The sequence below is a fragment of the Pseudomonas sp. TH39(2020) genome, assembly GCF_016650715.1.
Classification (GTDB): Bacteria; Pseudomonadota; Gammaproteobacteria; order Pseudomonadales; family Pseudomonadaceae; genus Aquipseudomonas; species Aquipseudomonas mandelii_C.
Genome location: NZ_JAEKFF010000006.1, coordinates 1,763,984 through 1,783,746, shown reverse-complemented (window position 1 = coordinate 1,783,746; position 19,763 = coordinate 1,763,984). Strand labels below are relative to the sequence as shown.

The window sequence follows — 19,763 nt, the reverse complement described above, 5'->3', positions numbered from 1 at the left end:
ACCTGACCTGATCTGTCCACAGCGCCGTCGATCAATGTCGACGGCGTTTTCATTGGAGAGCGCACGATGACCATCCATGTTCACAAGGTTTTCCTGATCACCGGGGTCAGTTCAGGCTTCGGCCTGGCTTTTTCGCAAGCAGCGCTGGCGGCGGGGCACACGGTGGTGGGTACGGTGCGGCGCGAATCCGAGCGTGCTGCGTTCGAAGCGCTGGACGCCCATCGCGCCAAAGCGTTCGTGCTCGATGTCACCGATTTTCCGGCGATCGAGCCGCTGGTGGCCGACATCCTGCGCGAGGTGGGCCGGATCGATGTGTTGGTGAACAACGCCGGTTATGGTCATGAGGGCATCCTCGAGGAGTCACCTCTGACGGAGATGCAGCGCCAGTTCGACGTCAATGTGTTTGGCGCGGTGGCAATGATCAAGGCAGTTCTGCCCGGTATGCGTGAGCGGCGCAGCGGGCATATCGTCAACATCACCTCCATGGCCGGCTTCATCACCTTGCCGGGCATCGCCTACTACAGCGGCAGCAAATTCGCCCTCGAAGGCGTGAGTGAAGCGCTGGCCAAAGAAGTGGAAAGTCTGGGCATCCACGTGACCGCCATGGCGCCGGGCTCGTTTCGTACCGAATGGGCTGGCCGCTCGATGATCCGTTCCGGTCGCACATTGGGTGAGTACGACGCGGTGTTCGATCCGGTCCGCAAGGCGCGTGAAGAAAAGAGCGGCGAGCAGGCCGGCGATCCGCACAAAGCGGCGCAGGCATTGTTGACCCTGGTGGCTGCGCAAAAGCCGCCGGTTCATCTGTTACTGGGTAAGGATGCAGTGAGGCTGGTGCGCGAAAAGATTGCATACCTTCAGGCGGAAATCGACGCTTGGGAGCAGCTTTCGGAGTCGACGGAGTTCGACTGATCGAAACCTCGGGGGCATAGAAACTCAAACCCCGGAAACAACAAAGCCCTCGTATTTCTACGAGGGCTTTGTTTTGTATGGTGCCGGCACCAGACGGAATAATAGATCCGTCCCCTTTTGTCCCTTTTTAGTCCTGGAAGAAAGTGCCGGCTCAAAAAATCGGGACTCTCAAACTGCCCGACTCACCCCACCCTCAATCTTTGTCTTTGGTCAGAGGCAATGCTGCATTCAATCGCTCTATCAGCCAAGAGCATGACCCCCACATCATCGTGGCGTCCTCGTACCCCATTTCCCGATCCGACAGATGCACTGCGTCGTTTCGAACTTTGGACAGCTGTAGAAAGGTTGAATAGATCAGGGGGTCTATGACTCGTTCATCGAGCAGCGTTCGCATTTTCACGACGGGGCTGACTTTCGCCGAAAACTCGATGCCCAGTTCGTTTACCAAGTTGTCTACGGCCGCTTCAACTTCAAGCCATGAATGCAGGATGGCTCCTCGTGGCGATAACGCAGCGAGTTGAAGAGCAACAGGAGTTGGGAGGGGAGCTTTTTCATCACCAGGAGGTACTTGAGGTTTGCCCGGGAGACTGTCCTGGACTGCCTTCAACTCCTCGGTGAGATCGACGTGAAACTCGCCGTATTTGAAGCTACGGATTTTGGGAATGAGTCCCAGGATGGGATTTTTTAGCAGGCAAACGACCGTTACAACTGCGGCCGGCCATGCGAGGGCGGACACCAGCGCCGAAACAAACTGCATCCAATCCATGGTCACACTCCCAAAGCGGGCTCTTGTTACGTGGCTTGTTACGTATTGCAGATAAACAAAAGGCCCGCATTGCTGCGAGCCTTTGTTTTGTATGGTGCCGGCACCAGGAGTCGAACCCGGGACCTACTGATTACAAGTCAGTTGCTCTACCAACTGAGCTATACCGGCGTGTTAGGGCGACGATTATAGCGATTGGGTTGGTTCTGTAAACCCCTGAATTCAGACTATTTTTGCGCGGGTGTCAGGCCGGCCCCGCGGAGGCTTCTGCGGGGCTGGCCTGTGAAGCATTACACGCCGTTTTTAACCGCTTGAATCAAGTCCTGACTCAGCACCTGCGCGGGCGCTACTTGCACGCTTTGCGTGTAAAACGGCGGCAGGTTTTGGGCCAGTGTCGACAACGCTTGGGCGGTGGTGTTGCCCGGCAGCAGCACGTATTGAAGGTTGGACGGATAGCTCTGCGGCACCGGGCCTTCCATGGTCGAACCGTACGCGCCGAAGGTCATCACGGCCTGCGGGGTGGTGGGGTCGGGGGCGTAGAGGAAGACGAAGGTGCCGTACTTCGGATGCGTCAGGTATTGCTCGGCCTGGGCGCGAACCGCCGGGTCGGGGTCGTTCATCAGGGTCCAGCGCATGACCGCGTATTCGCGGGTGGTTTCCATGAACGCTGTACGAATTGGCGACTGGTTCTCGACGCCTCCCAGACACACCAGCAGGTTGCCGAATGGATCGATGAGGGCCACCGAGTTGAACACCGGGCTGTGCTGTGCGGTTTGTAACAGTGGCGGGGCGAGTTCTGCGCCGGGGTCGCGTGGGTTGGCCGATTGCACGGTCAACGCAAACGGGCTGAGCGCAGTCAGCGCCTGGCGGACTTTGCTGTTGGCCGGGAGGTTTGCCGGGTTTTGCAGTTGATCCGGCGGCAGACCGCTATTGTTGCTGGCCTCGCGCACGGTGTTGACGCTGGCGGAAAAGATCGAGCTGGTGAGGAAGTAAGCTGCTGAGTCGATGGTCTGACCACCAAACACCGGACTGGTCGAGCCCTGATAGGCCCGGCTGACAGGTGCCGCAATCGCGTAATAACCCCAAGTGTCCTGCGCCTGTTGGCGGATCTGCGGCGGCAGCGATGGAAAGGTGAACTGACTGTTGTAGTTGATGCCTGCGTAGTCATCAATCGCACTGACGGCGACGTTAAATCCTGCAGTCAGCAGCGAACCGGCGCACATGGCGCACGGGTCCAGCGTGGTGACGACAGTCAACTGACTGGGCGGTGGCAGGTTCAATGGCGCGACGTTTTCGTAGTACCAGTCCACCAATTGCCGCTCGCCGTGGGCGGTTGGGTCATGAGGTAGAAAGTAAGTGGTGCCACTGCCGGGGAAAGGCATCAGCACATTGTTGTGCAGCGCGGCGATGACCTCGCCCGTTGCATTGTTGATGATGGCGCCGCCCACCGCGAAAGTTTGCTGCAGCGCAGCATCAATGGCTTGGTTGGCGACGGTATCGACGGCTTCCTGTGCACTGTTCAATGTGCTCATGTTTTTCCCAGCTCCTTGCTGTTTGAACGCCAGGCAATTCTGGCGTTTGGCAAAGATAGTTGAGGTTTCGCAGGTCGTTTATGTTGTTTTGGCTGAATGCTTATGCACAACGGGATCTGTTCCGCACCTGCTTAGAGGCAAATTTGCGGATCCGTTCTCATTTGCTCGCAAATGCCTGTTTTTCCGATTTTTTTACAGGTGTACGAAAATTAAACAGTTGTGTTTCAGTCCCGAAACAGCCGTATATATTGGATCCGCGATAATTTCATCCCCAGAGTTATCCACAGGTTGAGGCGCTTTAAGGGCGCTCAGCGAGGATCAGGAAATTACGCGGGGTGAGCGCGCTTTCGCAGAAGGTTCCGAGGCGAACCGCATACCCGTGCTCGGAGAGGAAAAGGGCTCGATCGAGTACCAGCCACAGCTCCAATGGGCGTCGGAAAAGTCCGCGCAGCAGCTCGAGATTGCGCACTTCGGCCAGGCGCTGCCAACCGGCGGCCTCAAGTGCCGACCAATCCTGCGGGCCGATTGTGGATAACTCTTTAAGCGCGGCCAAATGATGGCAGTAATCAGCAAACGATTTATCCAGCCAGGCGCTCGGTAGGGAAGGGGTGGGCAGGTATTCGTCAACGCCGCGCAGTTGCCGTTGCAGCAGGTCGAAGGCCAGGCGCCGGGCCATGGAAGTATCGCGTTGGCGTCGGACGCGAGCGCCAGCGGTGACGGTTTCGCTCATCGGCAGCGAGAGATCTTCGAGCGACAGTTGTAGGTTGGATCGCATGCCCGCAGCGGAAAGCGTCTGATACTCGCTCACACTGATCCGGTTGTAGCAGCAAGGGGCGATGGCCAGCTGCTTGCAACCGGTGGTGCTCGCGAGTTGCATCAGCTGCACATGAAGATCACCGCAGGCGTGCAGCGCTACTGGTGTGTGGTCAGCATTCAATAAAGAGGCAGCACCGGGCGCGAGCACGTCTTGCTCGACATGAAGCGCATGCAATTGATGACGCTGACTGAGGGCCTGGCCGCTGGCGACCAGCGCCGGGTCGTATTCCAGGCAAGTGAGCTGCTGACCGGTTTGCAACAGTCGTCGCCCCAAATGGCCCTTGCCCGAACACCAATCCAGCCAATGCTTCGGCGCGTCAGAAAATTTCAGCCGACTGGCAAACGCCTCGATCTGCTGCCACTTGCGCCCCGGCACATCGACATTCAGCCGATGGCCAGCTGCTTCGAGTGCATGAGCCGGCAATCCACCTACAGCGCTCAGTTCAAGGGAAAAGGCCGCCAGTGAAGCGAAGGGCTCCGGCGCATCCAGAAGAGCAGGTTGGTTATGAGCATTTTCCGCATCCTCCAACGACCTGCCTCGTAGCCATACAGACAACTCGGGGTAGGACGCTTCCCAAGGAAGCTGCAGATGAGTAAACGGACGAGGCTTCCACAGCGCCTGATGCTCGATCAGAAAAGCATCCAGCACCGTGAAACGGGCGAGTAAGGCCTCACCCGTCAGCACGCAGCAATCAACGCCCTTGGCAGGCATCGACGCGCAGCCAGCGCTCCAGCAGCTTGAAGCCGCGTACCAGCACGTAAGCCATCAGCAGATAGAACATGCCAGCGGCGAAGAAGATCTCCACCGGCAGGTAGGTCCGGGCAATGATGGTGCGGGCCATGCCGGTCAGTTCCAGCAGGGTCACGGTGCTGGCCAGGGCGCTGGCCTTGAGCATCAGGATGACTTCGTTGCTGTAGGCTGGCAGACCGATGCGTGTGGCACGGGGCAGGATGATGTAGACCAGCGCTTTTGCCCGGGACATGCCCAAGGCGCGCGCCGCTTCGATCTCGCCCGGTGGAATCGCCTGAATCGCGCCACGCAGGATCTCGGCGATGTAGGCCGCGGTGTGTAATGTCATGGTCGCCGTGGCGCACCAGAACGGATCGCGCAGGTACGGCCACATTGAGCTGTTACGGATCGCGTCGAACTGCGCCAGCCCGTAGTAGACCAGGAACAGTTGAACCAGCAACGGCGTACCACGGAAAAAGAAGATGTAGCCGTAGGGAATTGCCCGCACGTACCAAAGTCGTGATGAGCGGGCGATGCCCAGCGGAATGGCCAGCAGCAAACCGGCGATCACGGCGATGGCCACCAGTTCCAGGGTCAGCGTCGCGCCCTGAGCCAGTTTCGGCAGCCACTTGATGATGACTTCCCAGTTCATTGGGTGCTCCTCGCGAAGCCGCGAGCGGCCCGTTTTTCCATGAAGTACATGCCGGTCATGGCGAGAACCGTCAGGCCCAGGTACATGAACGCGGCCACCATATAAAAGGTGAACGGCTGTTTGGACACGGTCACGCCGATTTGTGCATGGCGCATGATTTCTTCCAGGCCGATGACCGACACCAGCGCGGTGTCTTTCATCAGGATCATGAACAGGTTGCCCAGGCCCGGCAGGGCGATGCGCCACATCTGCGGCATGATCAGTTTGGTGAAGATACGGAATTTCGACAGACCCAACGCCACACCCGCTTCGCGGTGACCTTTGGGGATAGCCAGAATCGCACCACGAAATACTTCCGTGGCGTAGGCGCCGAAGCACAGTCCCAGCGCAATCACACCAGCGGCGAAGGCATTGAGTTCGAGGTCGGGGTTGCCGAAGAACTCGCCCAGGGCACGCATCAGGTTGACCGTGCCGAAGTAGATCAACAGCACCCAGAGCAATTCAGGGATGCCGCGAACCAGGGTTGAATAAGTGCCGCCAAGCCATTGCAGCGGCTTGTACGGGGAAGTCTTGGCCAAGGCGCCGAGCAGACCGAGCACCAGCCCCAGGCACAAGGCCGAGAGTGCCAGTTTCACAGTCATCAGCGCGCCAGCGGCAAGCGCCGGGCCGAATCCGTAGAGATCGATAGTCATGGATTTCTTTTCAAATCGCGGCAGGCAATGCCAGGGACTGGCGCCGTCAAATAACGGCGCCGGCCCGGCAGGTCAGAATCAATAGATGCTGAACGGGAAGTACTTGTCGTTGATCTTTTTGTAGGTGCCATCAGCGACGATTTCTTTCAGTGCGGTGTTCAGCTTCGTACGAATCTCATCGCCTTTACGTACAGCGATACCGATCTTGTCGCTTTCTTCCACCGGGTCGCCTTTGAATTCGTAAGGTCGGCCGGCGTCGCTTTTCAGCCACTCGTAGTTGACGTACTTGTCCGCCAGGATGCCGTCCAGACGACCTGAGGTCAGGTCGAGGTAGGCGTTTTCCTGGGTGTCGTAGAGTTTGACTTCAACACCTTCCATGTTGTCTTCCATCCAGGTGCCGGCGAGGGTCGCACGTTGTGCGCCGATCACTTTGCCTTGCAGGGAAGACTTGTCGGTTTTGAAGTCGACGTCTTTTTTGGCGATGAACTGCAGCTTGTTGGAGTAGTACGGGTCGGTGAAGTCCACCGCTTGCTTGCGCTCGTCGGTGATCGACATCGAGGAGATCAGGAAATCGAATTTCTTGGCGTTCAGGGCCGGGATGATGCCGTCCCAGTCAGACGTGACCACGGTGCATTCGACTTTCATCTTGGCGCACAGGGCGTCGCCGATTTCTTTGTCGAAGCCGACGACATTGCCACTGGCATCTTTGTTGTTGAACGGCGGGTAGGCCGCTTCGATGCCCATCTTCAAGGTCTCGGCGGCAGCACCGGCGCTGAAGGCCAGAGTGACAGCAGCAGCCAGGAAGATTTTTTTGTAGTTCTGCATGCGGGTAGCTCCGTTAGCGGTTGCTGGACATGAATTGTTTGCAGCGCGCCGAAAGCGGGTTTTCGAACACCTGCTGTGGCGATCCTTGCTCTTCTACCAGGCCCTGGTGGAGGAACACCACCTCGCTGGACACCTGACGGGCGAAGCCCATTTCATGGGTGACCAGCAGCATGGTGCGGCCTTCTTCGGCCAATGCGCGGATGACATTAAGTACTTCCTGGACCATTTCCGGGTCAAGGGCGGAGGTGGGCTCGTCGAACAGGATCACCTTGGGCTGCATGGCCAGCGTGCGGGCGATGGCCGCGCGTTGTTGCTGGCCGCCGGAGAGTTGCGCCGGGTAGGCGTGGCGTTTGTCAGCGATGCCGACCTTGGCCAGCAAGGCTTCGGCGACTTCGATGGCTTCAGCCTTGCTCTGACCGAGTACGCGGCGCGGCGCTTCGATGATGTTGTCGAGCACGCTCATGTGCGGCCAGAGATTAAAGTTTTGAAACACAAAACCGATCTCGCTGCGCAGGCGATTGATCTGCTTGCCATCGGCAGCAACCAATTCGCCGTTCTTGGCGGCTTTGAGCTTGAGTTCTTCGCCGGCCACCAGGATTTGTCCCTGATGTGGGTTTTCCAACAGGTTGATGCAACGAAGGAAGGTGGACTTGCCGGAACCGGAAGAACCCAGGATCGAGATCACGTCGCCGTCGCGGGCGGTCAGCGAGATGCCTTTGAGCACCTCAAGCTGTCCGTAGCGTTTGTGCAAGTTGCGGATTTCAAGCGCGGGCGTGGCCTCAGCCATGTGCGTTCCTCATAAGTATTTCGCTCCTGCTGTTGGTGGCCTTCCTGGCGAGGCGGCCAAGCTAGCATAGCGTCTGAATGCCAGCCAACAGCGCTACGGGCGGTAAACGGGTGACCTGTGGCAGGTTGTCGCATCGGTACAGCAGACTGTCGCGCTGCTATCAACCGAACAGCCGTTTGAACCAGACGCCCCGCGGCTGTCCCGTAAAAAAGGGCGCGATGTTGCCAGCTTTGACGGGGGGTTGGAAGCGCTAACCGGCCAAACGTTCCTGAACCGCACTTTTATTGTGCGTCGCTATATTTTTGGGCGTGTTTCTGGTGCGCTGTTTCGTTCTTAAAGTGGGTCGCAGGGTAACGCTCTGGCGAATTGCCATTAATCTCAATGAGTTGCGATGACTGTCCGGTCAAGCGGAGAGCCCCATGCGTGGGCGTTTTGAAACATTTTGGCGCAATTATTGCGTGCAGAATCCGGAACGCCCCGTTGGTTTCTTTTTACGAGAAGGAACGCCAGACGGGATGGATGCAAATCGCTTTCCCTTACAAAGGTAGTTTCAATGAGCAGTACCCCAAGCTCCAATGGCCTCGAACAGGGGCTCAAACCGCGTCATGTGACCATGTTGTCGATCGCCGGGGTTATCGGCGCCGGCCTGTTCGTGGGCTCCGGCCACGCCATCGCCGCTGCAGGCCCGGCCGTGCTGTTGGCCTACGCTGCCGCCGGTATGCTGGTGGTGCTGGTGATGCGCATGCTCGGCGAAATGGCCGTGGCTTCGCCAGACACAGGCTCCTTCTCGACGTACGCCGATCGCGCGATCGGTCACTGGGCCGGTTTCACCATCGGCTGGCTCTACTGGTGGTTCTGGGTGTTGGTGATTCCGCTGGAAGCCAACGCCGCCGCGACCATCCTGCACGCCTGGTTCCCGAATGTGGCGATCTGGGCCTTCACCTTGATCATCACTTTGCTGCTGACGGTGACGAACCTGTTCAGCGTGAAGAACTACGGTGAATTCGAATTCTGGTTCGCCCTGGTAAAAGTCGTAGCGATCATAGGTTTTATCGGCCTCGGCGTTATGGCGATCTTCGGCTTCCTGCCGAACAGCCAGGTCAGCGGCGTTTCGCACCTGTTCGACACCCAGGGCTTCCTGCCAAACGGCATGGGCGCAGTGTTGGGCGCGATCCTGACTACCATGTTTTCCTTCATGGGCACCGAGATCGTGACTATCGCGGCCGCGGAATCGAAGAACCCTGGCCAGCAAATCTCCAAGGCCACCAACTCGGTGATCTGGCGGATTGGCTTGTTCTACCTCGTATCGATCTTCATCGTTGTGGCCCTGGTGCCATGGAACGACCCGGTACTGGCCGCCGTCGGCTCCTACCAGACCGTGCTTGAACGCATGGGCATCCCGAATGCCAAGCTGATCGTCGACATCGTGGTGCTGGTTGCTGTGACCAGCTGCCTGAACTCGGCGCTGTACACGGCCTCACGCATGATGTTCTCCCTGGGCAAGCGCGGTGATGCACCGGCCGTTTCCCAGCGCACCAACAAGAGCGGCACGCCGTACTGGGCCGTCATGTTGTCCACCGGTGCTGCGTTCATCGCGGTTTTCGCCAACTACGTGGCCCCGGCCGCCGTGTTCGAATTCCTGCTGGCCAGCTCCGGCGCTATCGCGCTGCTGGTGTATTTGGTGATCGCCATCTCGCAATTGCGTATGCGCAAGCAGCGCGTGGCACGCGGTGAAAAAATCGCCTTCAGCATGTGGCTGTTCCCGGTCCTGACCTACGCGGTGATCATCTTCATCGTTGCGGCCCTGACTATCATGCTGTTCCAGGAAGCGCATCGCGTGGAGATCCTCGCGACCGGTTTGCTGAGTTTGCTGGTGGTGGCTGCCGGTTTGTTTGTAGCTCGTCGTCGCAAGCTGCAGAAGATGGGTGCGGTGGTGCTGAACTGATTCGTACCGCATAACGCAAAACGGCCGCTGTCAGTGATGACAAGCGGCCGTTTTTGTTTCTGAGGCGAGTGTTTACTCAGCCTTTTCTTCCTGAGCATCCAGCGACTCGCGATAGCTGTCGAGCGCCGTGCCGAAGTCAGTGATGAACTGCGGATCCGTCAGCCAGGCCTGGGCGGTGTCGCGGTCCATGCCGTCGGCCCACATGCGGTAATCGATCAGCATGTCGGCGGCCAGGTGAGTGGCGGCCATGGCTTCGTTGTCGGCGTTTTCCATGTCCAGCAGTTCTGGATGGTCGCTGATGATGCCGGCGAGGTTCGACAGCAAGGTCAGCAACATGTCGTTGCGGTTGGTGGCTTCTGCGTCACGCATTTTGCTGAACATTGCCAGGGTGTATTCCGGAATCGGCTCGCCGATTTCGCCCAGGTCATCATCCAGGGCGGCGGGTTTTCTACCGTGAATATTGATTTGCTTGGCTTTGATCTTGGCGCGTTTGGCGCGTTTCTGTTGCTTGTTTAGGGAGGCCATGGGAACTCAGTTTGCTTTCTGTTGGGTTTGAGCCGCGATGGCGTCGGACGCCGCCACGTAGTCGGCCTGGAAGGCCGGTGATTCGATCCACGCCAATGCGCCGGCTTCGTCGACTTCGGTGGACCATTGGCGATATTCGATCAGCGCTGCGACGATAAAGTCTGTCGCTGTTTCTTCGCCTTCCTGCTCCAGCACCAGCGCGAGCAGCGGGTGTTCAAGAAACGCCGCGCACATGGCTTGTTGGCTGATCTTTTGCGCGTCGATCATTTCTTTGAACAGGTCGGTCAGGTCCACCGATTCGAAGTCGATGCGGTCGTCGTTCGGGTCCAGCTCGACCGGCGCGGCGGCCCGTTGGGTGCGGTTTTGCTTGGCCTTGGCTTTGGCGCGTGTGGCGCGTTTGTTCTGCTTGTTGGCGGATGCCATGGGCGTCGTTCCGTATTCCGTTGAGTGGGCGCATCAGTCAGTTGCGTGGCACTAGCCGCCCAGGTGTGTCGGGGGCCAGTTTGCCGGTCTGCAACCAGGACAATGCAATGGGCCATAGTGTGGCTTGGTATGGGCTGCGAAAAAAGGCGAAATGTCCGACTTCTTTTTCGCCGATGTCTTCGGGGGTGATCCGCAAGTGGGCGTTCGTGCTGTTGGTGAAGTAAGCCAGCAGCCGTTCGATGGCTGGAATCGTGCCGTAAGGATCGTCGCTGATGCTGATGGCCAGGTTTTGTGCGGTGACGGATGAGAAGGGCAGTCGCCCGGATTTTGCGTGAAGGACGCGACCGCTGGGGCGTTTCTCGTAGTGCGCGGTGGGCATGCTCCAGTCGCGAACCACGCCAGCGGGGGTGTCTTCTAGCCAGCCGAGACGTTTGCCGGGGAAGTAACCGCAAAGCAATGTCATCAACGGCATCACCAGATGCCACTTGCCGAACATCCGCCAGCGATGGGCGGGCGCGTAATCGCGCCAGTAAGCGAATTGCGCACCGACAGTCAGCAGACGTCGAATCATATGCCCGGAAGCTCCCAGGCCCGCTGCACAGCCTCCAAAGCTGTGGCCTACAACATCGATGGGTTGCCCGGGAAATTCACGCTGAGCGCGCTTGAGCATCGCCTCAAAGTCCAGCGCGCCCCAATCTGACCATGAAGCCCGAAGCCCTTTCAGCGACGCGGGTCGCGATTCGCCGATGCCACGGTAGTCGTAAGTGATCACGTCGAAGCCGTTGGCGTACAGGTAATCGGCGAAGCGTGAGTAGTGGCGACAGCGGACTGAGGTGGCGGCGTTGATGATGACGACCGGGCGGGTAGCGTCCTGACGGGGGTGCCTCCAGGTAAAGCCGCCAAGGATGAAGCCGTCTGCGGCGGGCTCCTTGAAAGAGTCACCGGGTGTGCCGGTGGGTAACGGCAGTTCAAGTTGTGTCGGGGCCAGTGAAGGCATGTCCTGCAAATTCATCGGCTTTGGACCTTTACGGTTAGCCAATCACCATAGTCTTCACGTCGTTTATGAACAATCCACCCGTGCTTATCGGGGCCTCTGCTTGAGTAATCGCTCCTCAAGCACCGCCCATTCCCGATCCAGTTCTGTGCGAAGTTCCTCCTCGCTCGGCAGTACCAGTCTGTAGGTACTGGCGAACAGTTGTTCGTTGCCTTGCAGCACTGAATAGCGAACCACCGATTCATCTTTTTGCGCGCAGAGAATGAGGCCGACGGTGGGACCATCCTCCGGTCCGCGCTTGAGGTCGTCGTACATGCGCACGTACATGTCCATCTGGCCGACATCCTGGTGGGTCAGTACGCCGCGCTTGAGGTCGAAGATGACGAAGCACTTGAGCAGGTAGTTGTAGAACACCAGATCGATGTAGAAGTCTTTACTCTCGGTACTGATACGTTGCTGGCGAGCGATGAAGGCGAAGCCTTTGCCCAGTTCGAGCAGGAAGCCCTGGAGTTGATTGATCAAGGCTTGTTCAAGTTCGCTTTCCTGGATCAAGCCCGCATTGGGCAGGCCGAGAAACTCCAGTAGCACTGGGTCCCGGATGAAATCCCGAGGGCTGGCGTTCATTTGCTGGATATTGGTGGCGGCTTCCTGTTTGACGGCGGCCCGGTCGCGGCTCGCCAGCAAGCGTTCGTAATAGAGGGTATTGATCTGGCGCTCGAGGGCGCGACTTGACCAGTTCTGCAGGGCTGATTCGTTCATGTACCAATGGCGAGCATTGTCGTTGTCGACTCGTAGCAGTCTGCGGTAGTGGGTCCAGCTCAATTCGGAACGCACTGCGTTCCAAATTGGAAAGGTCTGATAAAAGTCCCGCATGTATCGCAGGTTGCGTTCGTCAAAACCTTTCCCGAACCCCGACGTCAGTACTTTCGCCAGCGTCGACAGTAGCTGCTTTCCATAGCCCGCCCGCCGAGCCCCTTCTTGCTCGAACTCCACAATATGCCGTCCGATCTGCCAGCAGGTTTGCACCTGGACGGTATCGACCGCTCGTAGCACCTTCTGCCGCGCCTGACGGATCAATTCGCCAAGATTGCCAAGCAGTGAGGCGAGTTGCGGGTCTTGGGTGTTATCGGGTTTGAGTGCGCTCATGAAGTCTTCCGCGGCTGGATGAACAGGCAGAAGAGGATTGCAGGTGTGGGTCGGTCGGCGATGCCGGGCGCGGCTGGTAAACCGGAAGGAAAGTCCGACTGGTTTTGCGGGATCACGGCGACGGCAATCCGCGCTTGAGGAATACAACGTGTAGTCCGATTCGCAGTGAACCCAAGTACTAATCAATCTAAAACTTGAGCATTCAGCGAGAAATCTAAAAGGAGTAACGATAGGGCTCTGTGGAGCCCGGGAGTCACCATCATGAAGTACGTCCATTCACTCCTGTTGCCCATCGCCGCAGTCGGCGTGTTGATGTTTCCAGCCATTTCACCGACCGCCAGCCTGGAGCCTATCGACAGCTCGGGTGTGCAAGTCCAGAGGCAAGAGCAAAACGGGATCGCTTACTTGTCCGGCGGTGTTGGCGAGGATGAGTCAAAGGCCATCCAGCAAGCCACTGGGTACAACCTGCACATGACCTTCTCCACCGGGCCTGCGAGCCAATACATTCCCGACGTGGATGTAATCATCCAGAAAGTCGAGGGGCAGCCCGTGCTGACACTGAGTGAGGCGGGTCCGCTGGTCTACGTTCAGCTGCCTCCCGGCAAGTACACAGTTGTCGCCACGCATAAAGGTGAGGTGCGGCGTGATACGGCAGATGTAGGCAGCGGCGCCGCTCGCAACCTGGTCTTCCACTGGGGGACTGAGAACTAGCGACGACTGCGTAGCGTCATCAATTAAATCGCAGACATAAAAAACCCTGAATCTTGCGATTCAGGGTTTTCGGTATTTGGGCCCAGAGACGGAATCGAACCGACACGGGGATTTCAACAGCACGCGACCTTCAAGTTGATACCCCTCTAAAGTCTCTAAAAAGTCATGCGCGGGGCCGGTCGGCTGCAATCAAAATCGAAGGCAATAAGCGCTGATCAGCGCCGACCGGTAATCATAACGAAGTCAATGAGTTGATGACCGCAACGCGCAAAGGATTGGTCTCTACGCTCAGCAACATGATGGCTAAGGCGCAGCAGACCACGATCAACATGGGTTTAATCAATCGTGGACCGACCCGGACAGCGGCTCGTGCACCCAATTGAGCACCGATGAAGGCCGCCAAAGCCATGGCTATGGCAATCGGCCAGATAATCACACCCTTGGTAATGAAGACCGCCAGAGAGCCCAGGTTGCATGAGGCGTTGGCAAGTTTGGTGAAACTCATGGCCCGCATCATGCCCAAGCCGCAGAGAAGTACAAACGCGACAATAAAAAAAGAGCCCACACCGGGGCCAAATATGCCGTCGTAAAAGCCCAGGATCGGCGCCACGGTAAACGAAAAAAGCAGAATACCGATTCTCTTGCGTCGATCTTCATTGGCCAGTTTTGGAGAAAACGAAAAATAGATGGCTACCAGAATCAGCATGATAGGCACGCAAACTTCCAGATAGCGCTTATCAATAGAGCTGACCAGCAATGCACCACTGGCACCGCCAATAAATCCGCAGATAACCAGGAAGCGGCCTTCGCGCCACTCAATCATTCCTTTGCGAGCAAAGGTTACAGTTGCCGAAATAGTTGCCGACGCGGCCTGGAATTTGTTCGTTGCAATTGCACTGATCGGATCTACGCCCGCCAGAAACAAGGCCGGCAAGGTGATCAAGCCGCCACCACCGGCAATCGCATCAAAAAAACCGGCGCAAAAAGCGACGAGCGCCAACATGCCAATGACATCCCAAGACATTACATTCCCTCTTTTTCGTTATTGGCCAGTCATCAAATGACGGGTCGTTCAACGGCCTGAATACTTGAAAAATCAGCCCTGCAGCAGTAACGGGTCCTCTGAAATAACGAGAGGGGAAGAAAATTTTGAAAGTCCGAAAATGCGAACAAGGACTCGTCTGTTGTCTTTGATGACATCGCGACAGTGCAAGGCCCGGATGTTATTGATGGCCATGGCCGACTCCTGGGTCAGCGTGTATTCAATCGGGGTTGCCTCGCCCACACCCCGGCAAAGGGCGGTGTAAGCCGTTTTGACAAAGGTCGAGACGTTGTCATTGACCGAAAAGCGATACGAGTTAAAGCGGGCTGCGAACCCGACCTTGTCGTCGAACTCCAGAATCGAAACGTTGCGGCCATCTTCCCCTTTGCCACTGACAAAGGAGTCACTACGAGTGAACTGGAAGCTATCCGTGGTCAGTGCGAGGCAGTGGGTGACGCCAATTTTTTCGAGTATGGGAGGGAGTGGAATGACCCGCGTAGGTTCCAGACTCGGGTTCCACAAGGCGGAAAGTATGAGCGACGACGGAGAGGGCGAGTGCCCGTCTTTCGCGCTCACGGCGCACCAGTAAGGCGCCTCGGTATGCGGACCAAGAGCGAGGCCGGAATGGGAACTCAGTTCGTTGATTTCCGGCTCGGCATTGATTTTGATGAGCCCGCCACCCTTGAAGTTGGCCACCAATCGAACCAGTTTTCCTTCGTTGTCCATGTCATAGGCAAAGGCACTGTTATCCACCAGTTTCAACAAGATCTGATTACGGGCGGCCAGGCAAAGGACGTCGTATCGATTTTCCAGGGATGTCAGGTCGGGTAGTTCATTTGGAGGGCTGACATCGGTGATTTTTTGCAGCCCTTCAAAGATCAACACGCAAACAAGGCCATCGGAGTAGGCACCCAGCAGTTCGCATTGGTCTTTCGAAAACGAGCGCTTTAATTCGGTGGCTGCCAGAGAGGCTTTGGACTTGGCTCCTGGTGCCTGCGGCCCGCCGATGGCGGCCAGCTCTTCGGCGAAGTAGTGAAGCAATGCTGACTGCCGATGATCAAAGCTGAACGTTCTGATTTCCTGTTCAGTAAGCTCAGCGGTTTCGACGTCCGGTTTAATAGCGTCAATCATTGTCAACATCCTGTTGTGTATCTGCTCCCGGTTATGCGGCAGCTCCTGTTCCGATTCTGCCCAATCCGATGATCAGCGTATGTCATCCATTTCCGTTAAAGCATACGGAGCGTTCCGACAGGCCCGAGAGACTATCAAGAAGGGCCGATCACCAATGCCTGTAATGCTTGTCGGGATTCGGTCTCGGCAAGCGTTACAGGCGCGTGCTGGCGTCGACAGGTGGTGGGGAATTGATGCTTCGTCCGGCGCTTCGATAATGCTGGAACAGTGCCTCATCAAATCGCAGACATAAAAAAACCCTGAATCTTGCGATTCAGGGTTTTCGGTATTTGGTGCCCAGAGACGGAATCGAACCGCCGACACGGGGATTTTCAATCCCCTGCTCTACCGACTGAGCTATCTGGGCAACGGGGCGCATTAAACTGGTTTTTCAGGGGGTCGTCAAGAAAGTTTTCAAAAAAATTTTAATTATTACCGTCGCTTACGTTCCGACCCTCGAAAAAGCGGGATTATTCAGCCGGCGGAACGTAGCCGTCAGCCTTGGCGTATTCCTCGCCGGAAAAGAACTTGTCCATCTCGCCCTGAAGATATTTGCGGTCTTCGGCGTTCATCATGTTCAGGCGTTTTTCGTTGATCAGCAGAGTCTGGTGCTTTTGCCAGTCTGCCCAGGCTTTGGCCGAGACGTGGTCAAAAATGTCCTGACCTTTTGCGCCAGGAAATGGAGCGCGCTCCAGGGCGGGCAATTCTTCTTTGTACTTGCGGCACATGATGGTGCGTGTCATGACGACTCTCCTGCGTTCAATACGGCGGCCGCGCGTTCGAGCAAGGTTTTGACCGGGGCGGCAAGGCCCAGGCGCGGCGGGGTGGCGAGGTTATACCAGAGCCAGTCGGCCTCGGCCACGTGATGGCCGGCCTCCTGGACCTGAACCAGCCAGGGTTCGATGGACAACTGAAAATGACTGAAGGTGTGTACCAGGCTCGGCAGCGCCTGTTGACTGCCAAGCTCCAGCGAATGCTGCGAAGCCAGATGTTGCAGGTCGTCGAGGTCGTCGAGTTCCGGCAGGCTCCATAGACCGCCCCACAAGCCCGTGGAAGGGCGACGGTAAAGCAGAATCGCGCCTTCGCCGTTGGCAAGCATCGGCATCAGCGTGCGCTTCTGTGGCACGGCTTTGCGCGGTTTGGGGATCGGGTAGCGCGTCTCCAGGCCAAGCATGTGCGCTTCGCAGCCCTTTTCGAGCGGGCAGAGCAGGCAACTCGGCTTGCTACGGGTGCAAAGCGTGGCGCCCAGATCCATCATCGCCTGGGTGTAGGCGTTGACCCGATCATGCGGCGTAAAGCGCTCAGCGTTCGCCCACAGCTGTTTGGCGACCTTTGGCTCGCCCGGATAACCCTCTTGCGCAGTAAAGCGCGCCAGCACCCGTTTGACGTTGCCGTCGAGGATCGGCGCCCGCAGACCCATGCTCAGGCTGGCGATGGCGCCCGCCGTGGACAAACCGATACCCGGCAGCTCCGTGAGTTTTTCGACATCCCGCGGAAACTCGCCGCCGTATTCGGCGACAACAATCTTCGCGGTCTTCTGCAGATTGCGTGCGCGGGTGTAGTAACCGAGGCCGGTCCACAGGTGCAGGACTTCGTCTTCCGGCGCAGCGGCCAGGGCTTCGACCGTCGGCAACGAGGCCATGAAGCGGTCGAAGTAGTTCAGCACGGTGCTGACCTGGGTTTGTTGCAGCATGATTTCCGAAACCCACACCCGATACGGTGTGATGCCCTGTTGCCAAGGCAAGTCGTGGCGGCCGTGGCGGTCGTACCAGTCCAGCACCGCCGATGAAAACTGCTCGGCTCTCATCGCTTGAACAGCCCCTTCAAAGCATTTTTCAGTTCCGGGCTGACTTTGTCGCCAAGCTTCTCGTCGATTTTTTCGCTGATTTTTTCGCCAGCCAGTTTGCTCGCGACCTGACCCATGCGTTCGTTATCGAGACGGCAAGCCTTGGCGCCCAGTTCCAGCGGGCCACGGCAGCGCAGCGGCCACTCGATGCCGACGAACTTCTCGCCGACCTGGCAGGCCGGGTCCGGCATGTCGCTCTTGTCGCCTTCGACGATAACGCCCACGCGGTAATCCATGCCCAGCACCCGCAGATCGACATCGCCGTCGCCGTTGACGGTCATGCCCGGGATGCGCACTTTCAGGTCCGGGTTGCTGGCCACGCCGTTAAGGAAGGTCAGGTTGCCCTTGAGCTCCTGGAACGGTGTGTCCTTGCCCCGTGGTTCGCCGCTGAGGGATTTACGGTTCAGGGTGGCGATGCCTTTGCACAGCTGTTGTTCTAGGTTGGCATTGAGCAACACGCCGTTGTTGATGATGAAACTGGCGTTGCCGTTGAGGGTTTCGATCAGCGCTTTCTGGCTGTTGCCGCTGCCGGTCAGGTTGCTGTTGAGTGTCACCAGACCTTTGACCGGTGGATTTTTTCCCTGGCTTTCAAGGATTTTTTCCACCGGTACTTTGGTGATGCTCGTCTGCATGTTCAGCGCTGGCACCTGTTGGCGCACGTCGAGCGTACCTTTGGCGTCGAAGTTGCCGTCGTACAGGTCGCCGCGAAGGCTTTCCAGTGTCAGCAGACCGCCCTGGCCTGTGGCCTTGAGCGCAGCGTTCTGGATCGGCAATTTTTCGAGGGTCAACTGACCGAAGGTGAGGTCAGCGTCTACGTCGAGTTTGCTCAGGCGTTCCACCGGCAGCAGGCGCTCGTTGCTCCACGCGTCTTTGGTCGGTGCTTGCGGCAGCGGTGTGCTGCCGGGGCCAGCCATGGCCTCGGCCTCGGTGCTGGCCACTTCAGCCTGACGCACTTGTGTCGCGCTATTGGCTTCGGCGGATTTTGGTGGCAGATAACGGTCGACGTTGAAGGTGTCGGCCTTGAGGGTTGCCCGCAGCGATTGCTTGGCGAAGTCCTCGACGGCGATGCGCCCGCTGAAGGTGCTGTCGTCGACTTTGAGGTTGATGTTGTCCAGGATCACGCTGGTCGGCGTGCCGGCAAGGCGGCTGACCAGTTCGACTTTGCTCAGGCTGCCTTCAGCCATCGCCGGAAGCTTCTGGCCGATGCTGTCGATGAATTTCGCCAGATCGAACTGGGCGATCGACAGGCCGCCGCTGATTTGCGGAGTTTTATCGAGGTCGTTGACCTTCAGTTCACCCAATGCACGCAGTTGGTTGGCAGAGATCTTGATGCCAGTCCATTCGGCGACGTTCGCCGCTTTATCCAGCAGCAACTGGCCTTGGGCGGCGAAGGTCATGGTTTTGCCTTGCAGCGGATCGCCAGCCACTTCGCCAGAGAGTTTCATGTCTTCGAATTTGTAGCGCTGCAGTGCGCGTTCGAAACGCAGCTCGCCGTTGAGCTCGGTACGGACACGCAAGACCGGCTGGTTGGTGCCCAGGAACGCGGTGAGTTTGATCGGGATGTTGGTGGAGTCATGCACCGGCCCGGTACTCAGCTGGATGCTTTCGGCGCTGAATTGCTTGCCGGTTTTCTCGTCGCTGTATTCAACGCGGGCGTTGTTGACGGTCAGGCTGTCGATGTCCAGGCGAATCGGCTGGGCCGGTTTTTCCGCTTGGGCGGTGGTCTCAGTTGCGGGTTCGCCAGTGGTCGCGGGCGGTGTAGCGGGGGTGGCTGGCGCCGGTGTCTTGCCGATGTCTTGCCAGTTGCCGTGGCCGTCCTTGTCGCGGGTCAGGCGCAGGTTCAGGCCCTCGACGCGTACATCGCTCATCTGCACTTCACGGCGCAGCAGCGGCAGCACGCGAACCGACAGGCCGAGCATCTGCAAGTCAGCGAACGGCTCGGTGGGCTTGGCCAGGGTCGCGACGCTGGCTTCGTGCAATTCCAGGCCCAGCCACGGGAACAGGCTCCAGCCGATATCGCCATTGAGCGTCAGCTCGATGTGGGCCTTGTCGCGGGCTATCTGGCGAATCTCGTCTTTATAGTCGTTGGGATCAAAGAGGTGGGTCAGGGCAAAGCCCAGCGCCACAATGATCAGCAACAGCCCGAGAAGTACCAGACCCAGGATTTTGCCGAACGCTTTCATGGGCGAGTCCTTGTAGTTAGTCGAATTCGAAATTTAGCCGGGGAGTATAGCGCTCCGCAGCGGACGACCGGT

Annotated in this window: 19 protein-coding genes and 2 tRNA genes; 3 read left to right on the top strand and 18 right to left on the bottom strand. The window is 58.0% G+C overall.

Annotated elements, in window-relative coordinates; all coding sequences use genetic code 11:
- Positions 1 to 66 precede the first annotated feature (66 nt).
- On the top strand, positions 67 to 909 hold the full coding sequence (locus JFU47_RS15905; protein ID WP_201184141.1) for an oxidoreductase: 843 nt from the start codon (positions 67 to 69) through the stop codon (positions 907 to 909).
- 193 nt (positions 910 to 1,102) lie between these two features.
- Here the strand turns inward: JFU47_RS15905 and JFU47_RS15900 are convergent, their stop codons facing one another.
- The 8 genes from JFU47_RS15900 to JFU47_RS15865 all read right to left on the bottom strand — a co-directional run bounded on the left by JFU47_RS15900 (position 1,103) and on the right by JFU47_RS15865 (position 7,706).
- Positions 1,103 to 1,675 carry a hypothetical protein gene (locus JFU47_RS15900; protein ID WP_201184138.1) on the bottom strand — a complete coding sequence of 191 codons (573 nt, stop codon included), beginning with the start codon at positions 1,673 to 1,675 and terminating at the stop codon, positions 1,103 to 1,105.
- Positions 1,676 to 1,767: 92 nt separating this feature from the next.
- A tRNA-Thr gene (locus tag JFU47_RS15895) sits at positions 1,768 to 1,843 on the bottom strand.
- Positions 1,844 to 1,962: 119 nt separating this feature from the next.
- On the bottom strand, positions 1,963 to 3,204 hold the full coding sequence (locus JFU47_RS15890) for a nucleoside deaminase (protein ID WP_201184136.1): 1,242 nt from the start codon (positions 3,202 to 3,204) through the stop codon (positions 1,963 to 1,965).
- A gap of 298 nt (positions 3,205 to 3,502) precedes the next feature.
- Complete coding sequence (locus tag JFU47_RS15885; protein WP_201184133.1) at positions 3,503 to 4,732, bottom strand: methyltransferase; 1,230 nt, start codon at positions 4,730 to 4,732, stop codon at positions 3,503 to 3,505.
- A complete protein-coding gene (locus JFU47_RS15880) occupies positions 4,713 to 5,402 on the bottom strand; it encodes an ABC transporter permease (protein ID WP_140680534.1) in 690 nt (229 codons plus the stop codon). Before JFU47_RS15880 ends, JFU47_RS15885 begins: the two co-directional genes overlap by 20 nt.
- Positions 5,399 to 6,094, bottom strand: coding sequence for an ABC transporter permease (locus tag JFU47_RS15875; protein ID WP_149416717.1), 696 nt, complete (start codon positions 6,092 to 6,094; stop codon positions 5,399 to 5,401). Before JFU47_RS15875 ends, JFU47_RS15880 begins: the two co-directional genes overlap by 4 nt.
- A gap of 78 nt (positions 6,095 to 6,172) precedes the next feature.
- Entirely contained in the window at positions 6,173 to 6,919 is a 747-nt protein-coding gene (locus tag JFU47_RS15870; protein WP_140894133.1) for an ABC transporter substrate-binding protein, read from the bottom strand.
- A 13-nt stretch (positions 6,920 to 6,932) separates the two neighbouring features.
- The gene (locus tag JFU47_RS15865; RefSeq protein ID WP_007897462.1) at positions 6,933 to 7,706 is read right to left on the bottom strand and encodes an ABC transporter ATP-binding protein; all 774 of its coding nucleotides are present in this window, start codon (positions 7,704 to 7,706) and stop codon (positions 6,933 to 6,935) included.
- A 553-nt stretch (positions 7,707 to 8,259) separates the two neighbouring features.
- Between JFU47_RS15865 and gabP the strand changes: the two genes are divergently transcribed.
- Entirely contained in the window at positions 8,260 to 9,651 is a 1,392-nt protein-coding gene (gene gabP / locus JFU47_RS15860) for a GABA permease (RefSeq protein ID WP_123367015.1), read from the top strand.
- Between the two features lie 72 nt (positions 9,652 to 9,723).
- Here gabP and JFU47_RS15855 read toward each other — a convergent pair whose 3' ends face one another.
- The 4 genes from JFU47_RS15855 to JFU47_RS15840 all read right to left on the bottom strand — a co-directional run bounded on the left by JFU47_RS15855 (position 9,724) and on the right by JFU47_RS15840 (position 12,739).
- Complete coding sequence (locus tag JFU47_RS15855; RefSeq protein WP_201184130.1) at positions 9,724 to 10,176, bottom strand: hypothetical protein; 453 nt, start codon at positions 10,174 to 10,176, stop codon at positions 9,724 to 9,726.
- A 6-nt stretch (positions 10,177 to 10,182) separates the two neighbouring features.
- On the bottom strand, positions 10,183 to 10,599 hold the full coding sequence (locus JFU47_RS15850; protein WP_140680542.1) for a hypothetical protein: 417 nt from the start codon (positions 10,597 to 10,599) through the stop codon (positions 10,183 to 10,185).
- Positions 10,600 to 10,636: 37 nt separating this feature from the next.
- On the bottom strand, positions 10,637 to 11,611 hold the full coding sequence (locus JFU47_RS15845; RefSeq protein ID WP_201184127.1) for an alpha/beta hydrolase family protein: 975 nt from the start codon (positions 11,609 to 11,611) through the stop codon (positions 10,637 to 10,639).
- A gap of 69 nt (positions 11,612 to 11,680) precedes the next feature.
- Positions 11,681 to 12,739 (bottom strand): PDDEXK nuclease domain-containing protein, encoded by a 1,059-nt coding sequence (locus JFU47_RS15840; protein ID WP_201184124.1) that lies wholly within the window; start codon positions 12,737 to 12,739, stop codon positions 11,681 to 11,683.
- Between the two features lie 261 nt (positions 12,740 to 13,000).
- Here JFU47_RS15840 and JFU47_RS15835 point away from each other — a divergent pair, with 261 nt between their 5' ends.
- Positions 13,001 to 13,450 carry a carboxypeptidase regulatory-like domain-containing protein gene (locus JFU47_RS15835; protein WP_201184121.1) on the top strand — a complete coding sequence of 150 codons (450 nt, stop codon included), beginning with the start codon at positions 13,001 to 13,003 and terminating at the stop codon, positions 13,448 to 13,450.
- A 232-nt stretch (positions 13,451 to 13,682) separates the two neighbouring features.
- Here JFU47_RS15835 and JFU47_RS15830 read toward each other — a convergent pair whose 3' ends face one another.
- The 6 genes from JFU47_RS15830 to JFU47_RS15805 form a co-directional block, all read right to left on the bottom strand.
- Positions 13,683 to 14,474 (bottom strand): TSUP family transporter, encoded by a 792-nt coding sequence (locus tag JFU47_RS15830; protein WP_201184118.1) that lies wholly within the window; start codon positions 14,472 to 14,474, stop codon positions 13,683 to 13,685.
- A 72-nt stretch (positions 14,475 to 14,546) separates the two neighbouring features.
- Positions 14,547 to 15,623, bottom strand: a complete 1,077-nt coding sequence (locus tag JFU47_RS15825; RefSeq protein ID WP_201184115.1) for a hypothetical protein — start codon at positions 15,621 to 15,623, stop codon at positions 14,547 to 14,549.
- 330 nt (positions 15,624 to 15,953) lie between these two features.
- Positions 15,954 to 16,029, bottom strand: a tRNA-Phe gene (locus JFU47_RS15820).
- Between the two features lie 103 nt (positions 16,030 to 16,132).
- Positions 16,133 to 16,405, bottom strand: coding sequence for an oxidative damage protection protein (locus tag JFU47_RS15815; protein ID WP_008149405.1), 273 nt, complete (start codon positions 16,403 to 16,405; stop codon positions 16,133 to 16,135).
- Positions 16,402 to 17,469: an A/G-specific adenine glycosylase gene (mutY, locus tag JFU47_RS15810; RefSeq protein ID WP_140894138.1), complete on the bottom strand. Its 1,068-nt coding sequence runs from the start codon at positions 17,467 to 17,469 to the stop codon at positions 16,402 to 16,404. Before mutY ends, JFU47_RS15815 begins: the two co-directional genes overlap by 4 nt.
- A complete protein-coding gene (locus JFU47_RS15805; RefSeq protein ID WP_201184113.1) occupies positions 17,466 to 19,691 on the bottom strand; it encodes an AsmA family protein in 2,226 nt (741 codons plus the stop codon). The genes mutY and JFU47_RS15805 overlap by 4 nt, the downstream gene beginning before the upstream one ends.
- Positions 19,692 to 19,763 lie beyond the last annotated feature (72 nt).

What these genes read in the sequence shown, in the direction of transcription:
- gabP (WP_123367015.1), top strand. Translation starts at nt 8,260, where the DNA reads ATGAGCAGTACCCCAAGCTCCAATGGCCTCGAACAGGGGCTCAAACCG.
- mutY (WP_140894138.1), bottom strand. Translation starts at nt 17,469, where the DNA reads ATGAGAGCCGAGCAGTTTTCATCGGCGGTGCTGGACTGGTACGACCGC.
- JFU47_RS15805 (WP_201184113.1), bottom strand. Translation starts at nt 19,691, where the DNA reads ATGAAAGCGTTCGGCAAAATCCTGGGTCTGGTACTTCTCGGGCTGTTG.
- JFU47_RS15830 (WP_201184118.1), bottom strand. Translation starts at nt 14,474, where the DNA reads ATGTCTTGGGATGTCATTGGCATGTTGGCGCTCGTCGCTTTTTGCGCC.
- JFU47_RS15850 (WP_140680542.1), bottom strand. Translation starts at nt 10,599, where the DNA reads ATGGCATCCGCCAACAAGCAGAACAAACGCGCCACACGCGCCAAAGCC.
- JFU47_RS15855 (WP_201184130.1), bottom strand. Translation starts at nt 10,176, where the DNA reads ATGGCCTCCCTAAACAAGCAACAGAAACGCGCCAAACGCGCCAAGATC.
- JFU47_RS15870 (WP_140894133.1), bottom strand. Translation starts at nt 6,919, where the DNA reads ATGCAGAACTACAAAAAAATCTTCCTGGCTGCTGCTGTCACTCTGGCC.
- JFU47_RS15835 (WP_201184121.1), top strand. Translation starts at nt 13,001, where the DNA reads ATGAAGTACGTCCATTCACTCCTGTTGCCCATCGCCGCAGTCGGCGTG.
- JFU47_RS15825 (WP_201184115.1), bottom strand. Translation starts at nt 15,623, where the DNA reads ATGATTGACGCTATTAAACCGGACGTCGAAACCGCTGAGCTTACTGAA.
- JFU47_RS15865 (WP_007897462.1), bottom strand. Translation starts at nt 7,706, where the DNA reads ATGGCTGAGGCCACGCCCGCGCTTGAAATCCGCAACTTGCACAAACGC.
- JFU47_RS15845 (WP_201184127.1), bottom strand. Translation starts at nt 11,611, where the DNA reads ATGAATTTGCAGGACATGCCTTCACTGGCCCCGACACAACTTGAACTG.
- JFU47_RS15905 (WP_201184141.1), top strand. Translation starts at nt 67, where the DNA reads ATGACCATCCATGTTCACAAGGTTTTCCTGATCACCGGGGTCAGTTCA.
- JFU47_RS15890 (WP_201184136.1), bottom strand. Translation starts at nt 3,204, where the DNA reads ATGAGCACATTGAACAGTGCACAGGAAGCCGTCGATACCGTCGCCAAC.
- JFU47_RS15885 (WP_201184133.1), bottom strand. Translation starts at nt 4,732, where the DNA reads ATGCCTGCCAAGGGCGTTGATTGCTGCGTGCTGACGGGTGAGGCCTTA.
- JFU47_RS15815 (WP_008149405.1), bottom strand. Translation starts at nt 16,405, where the DNA reads ATGACACGCACCATCATGTGCCGCAAGTACAAAGAAGAATTGCCCGCC.
- JFU47_RS15880 (WP_140680534.1), bottom strand. Translation starts at nt 5,402, where the DNA reads ATGAACTGGGAAGTCATCATCAAGTGGCTGCCGAAACTGGCTCAGGGC.
- JFU47_RS15875 (WP_149416717.1), bottom strand. Translation starts at nt 6,094, where the DNA reads ATGACTATCGATCTCTACGGATTCGGCCCGGCGCTTGCCGCTGGCGCG.
- JFU47_RS15900 (WP_201184138.1), bottom strand. Translation starts at nt 1,675, where the DNA reads ATGGATTGGATGCAGTTTGTTTCGGCGCTGGTGTCCGCCCTCGCATGG.
- JFU47_RS15840 (WP_201184124.1), bottom strand. Translation starts at nt 12,739, where the DNA reads ATGAGCGCACTCAAACCCGATAACACCCAAGACCCGCAACTCGCCTCA.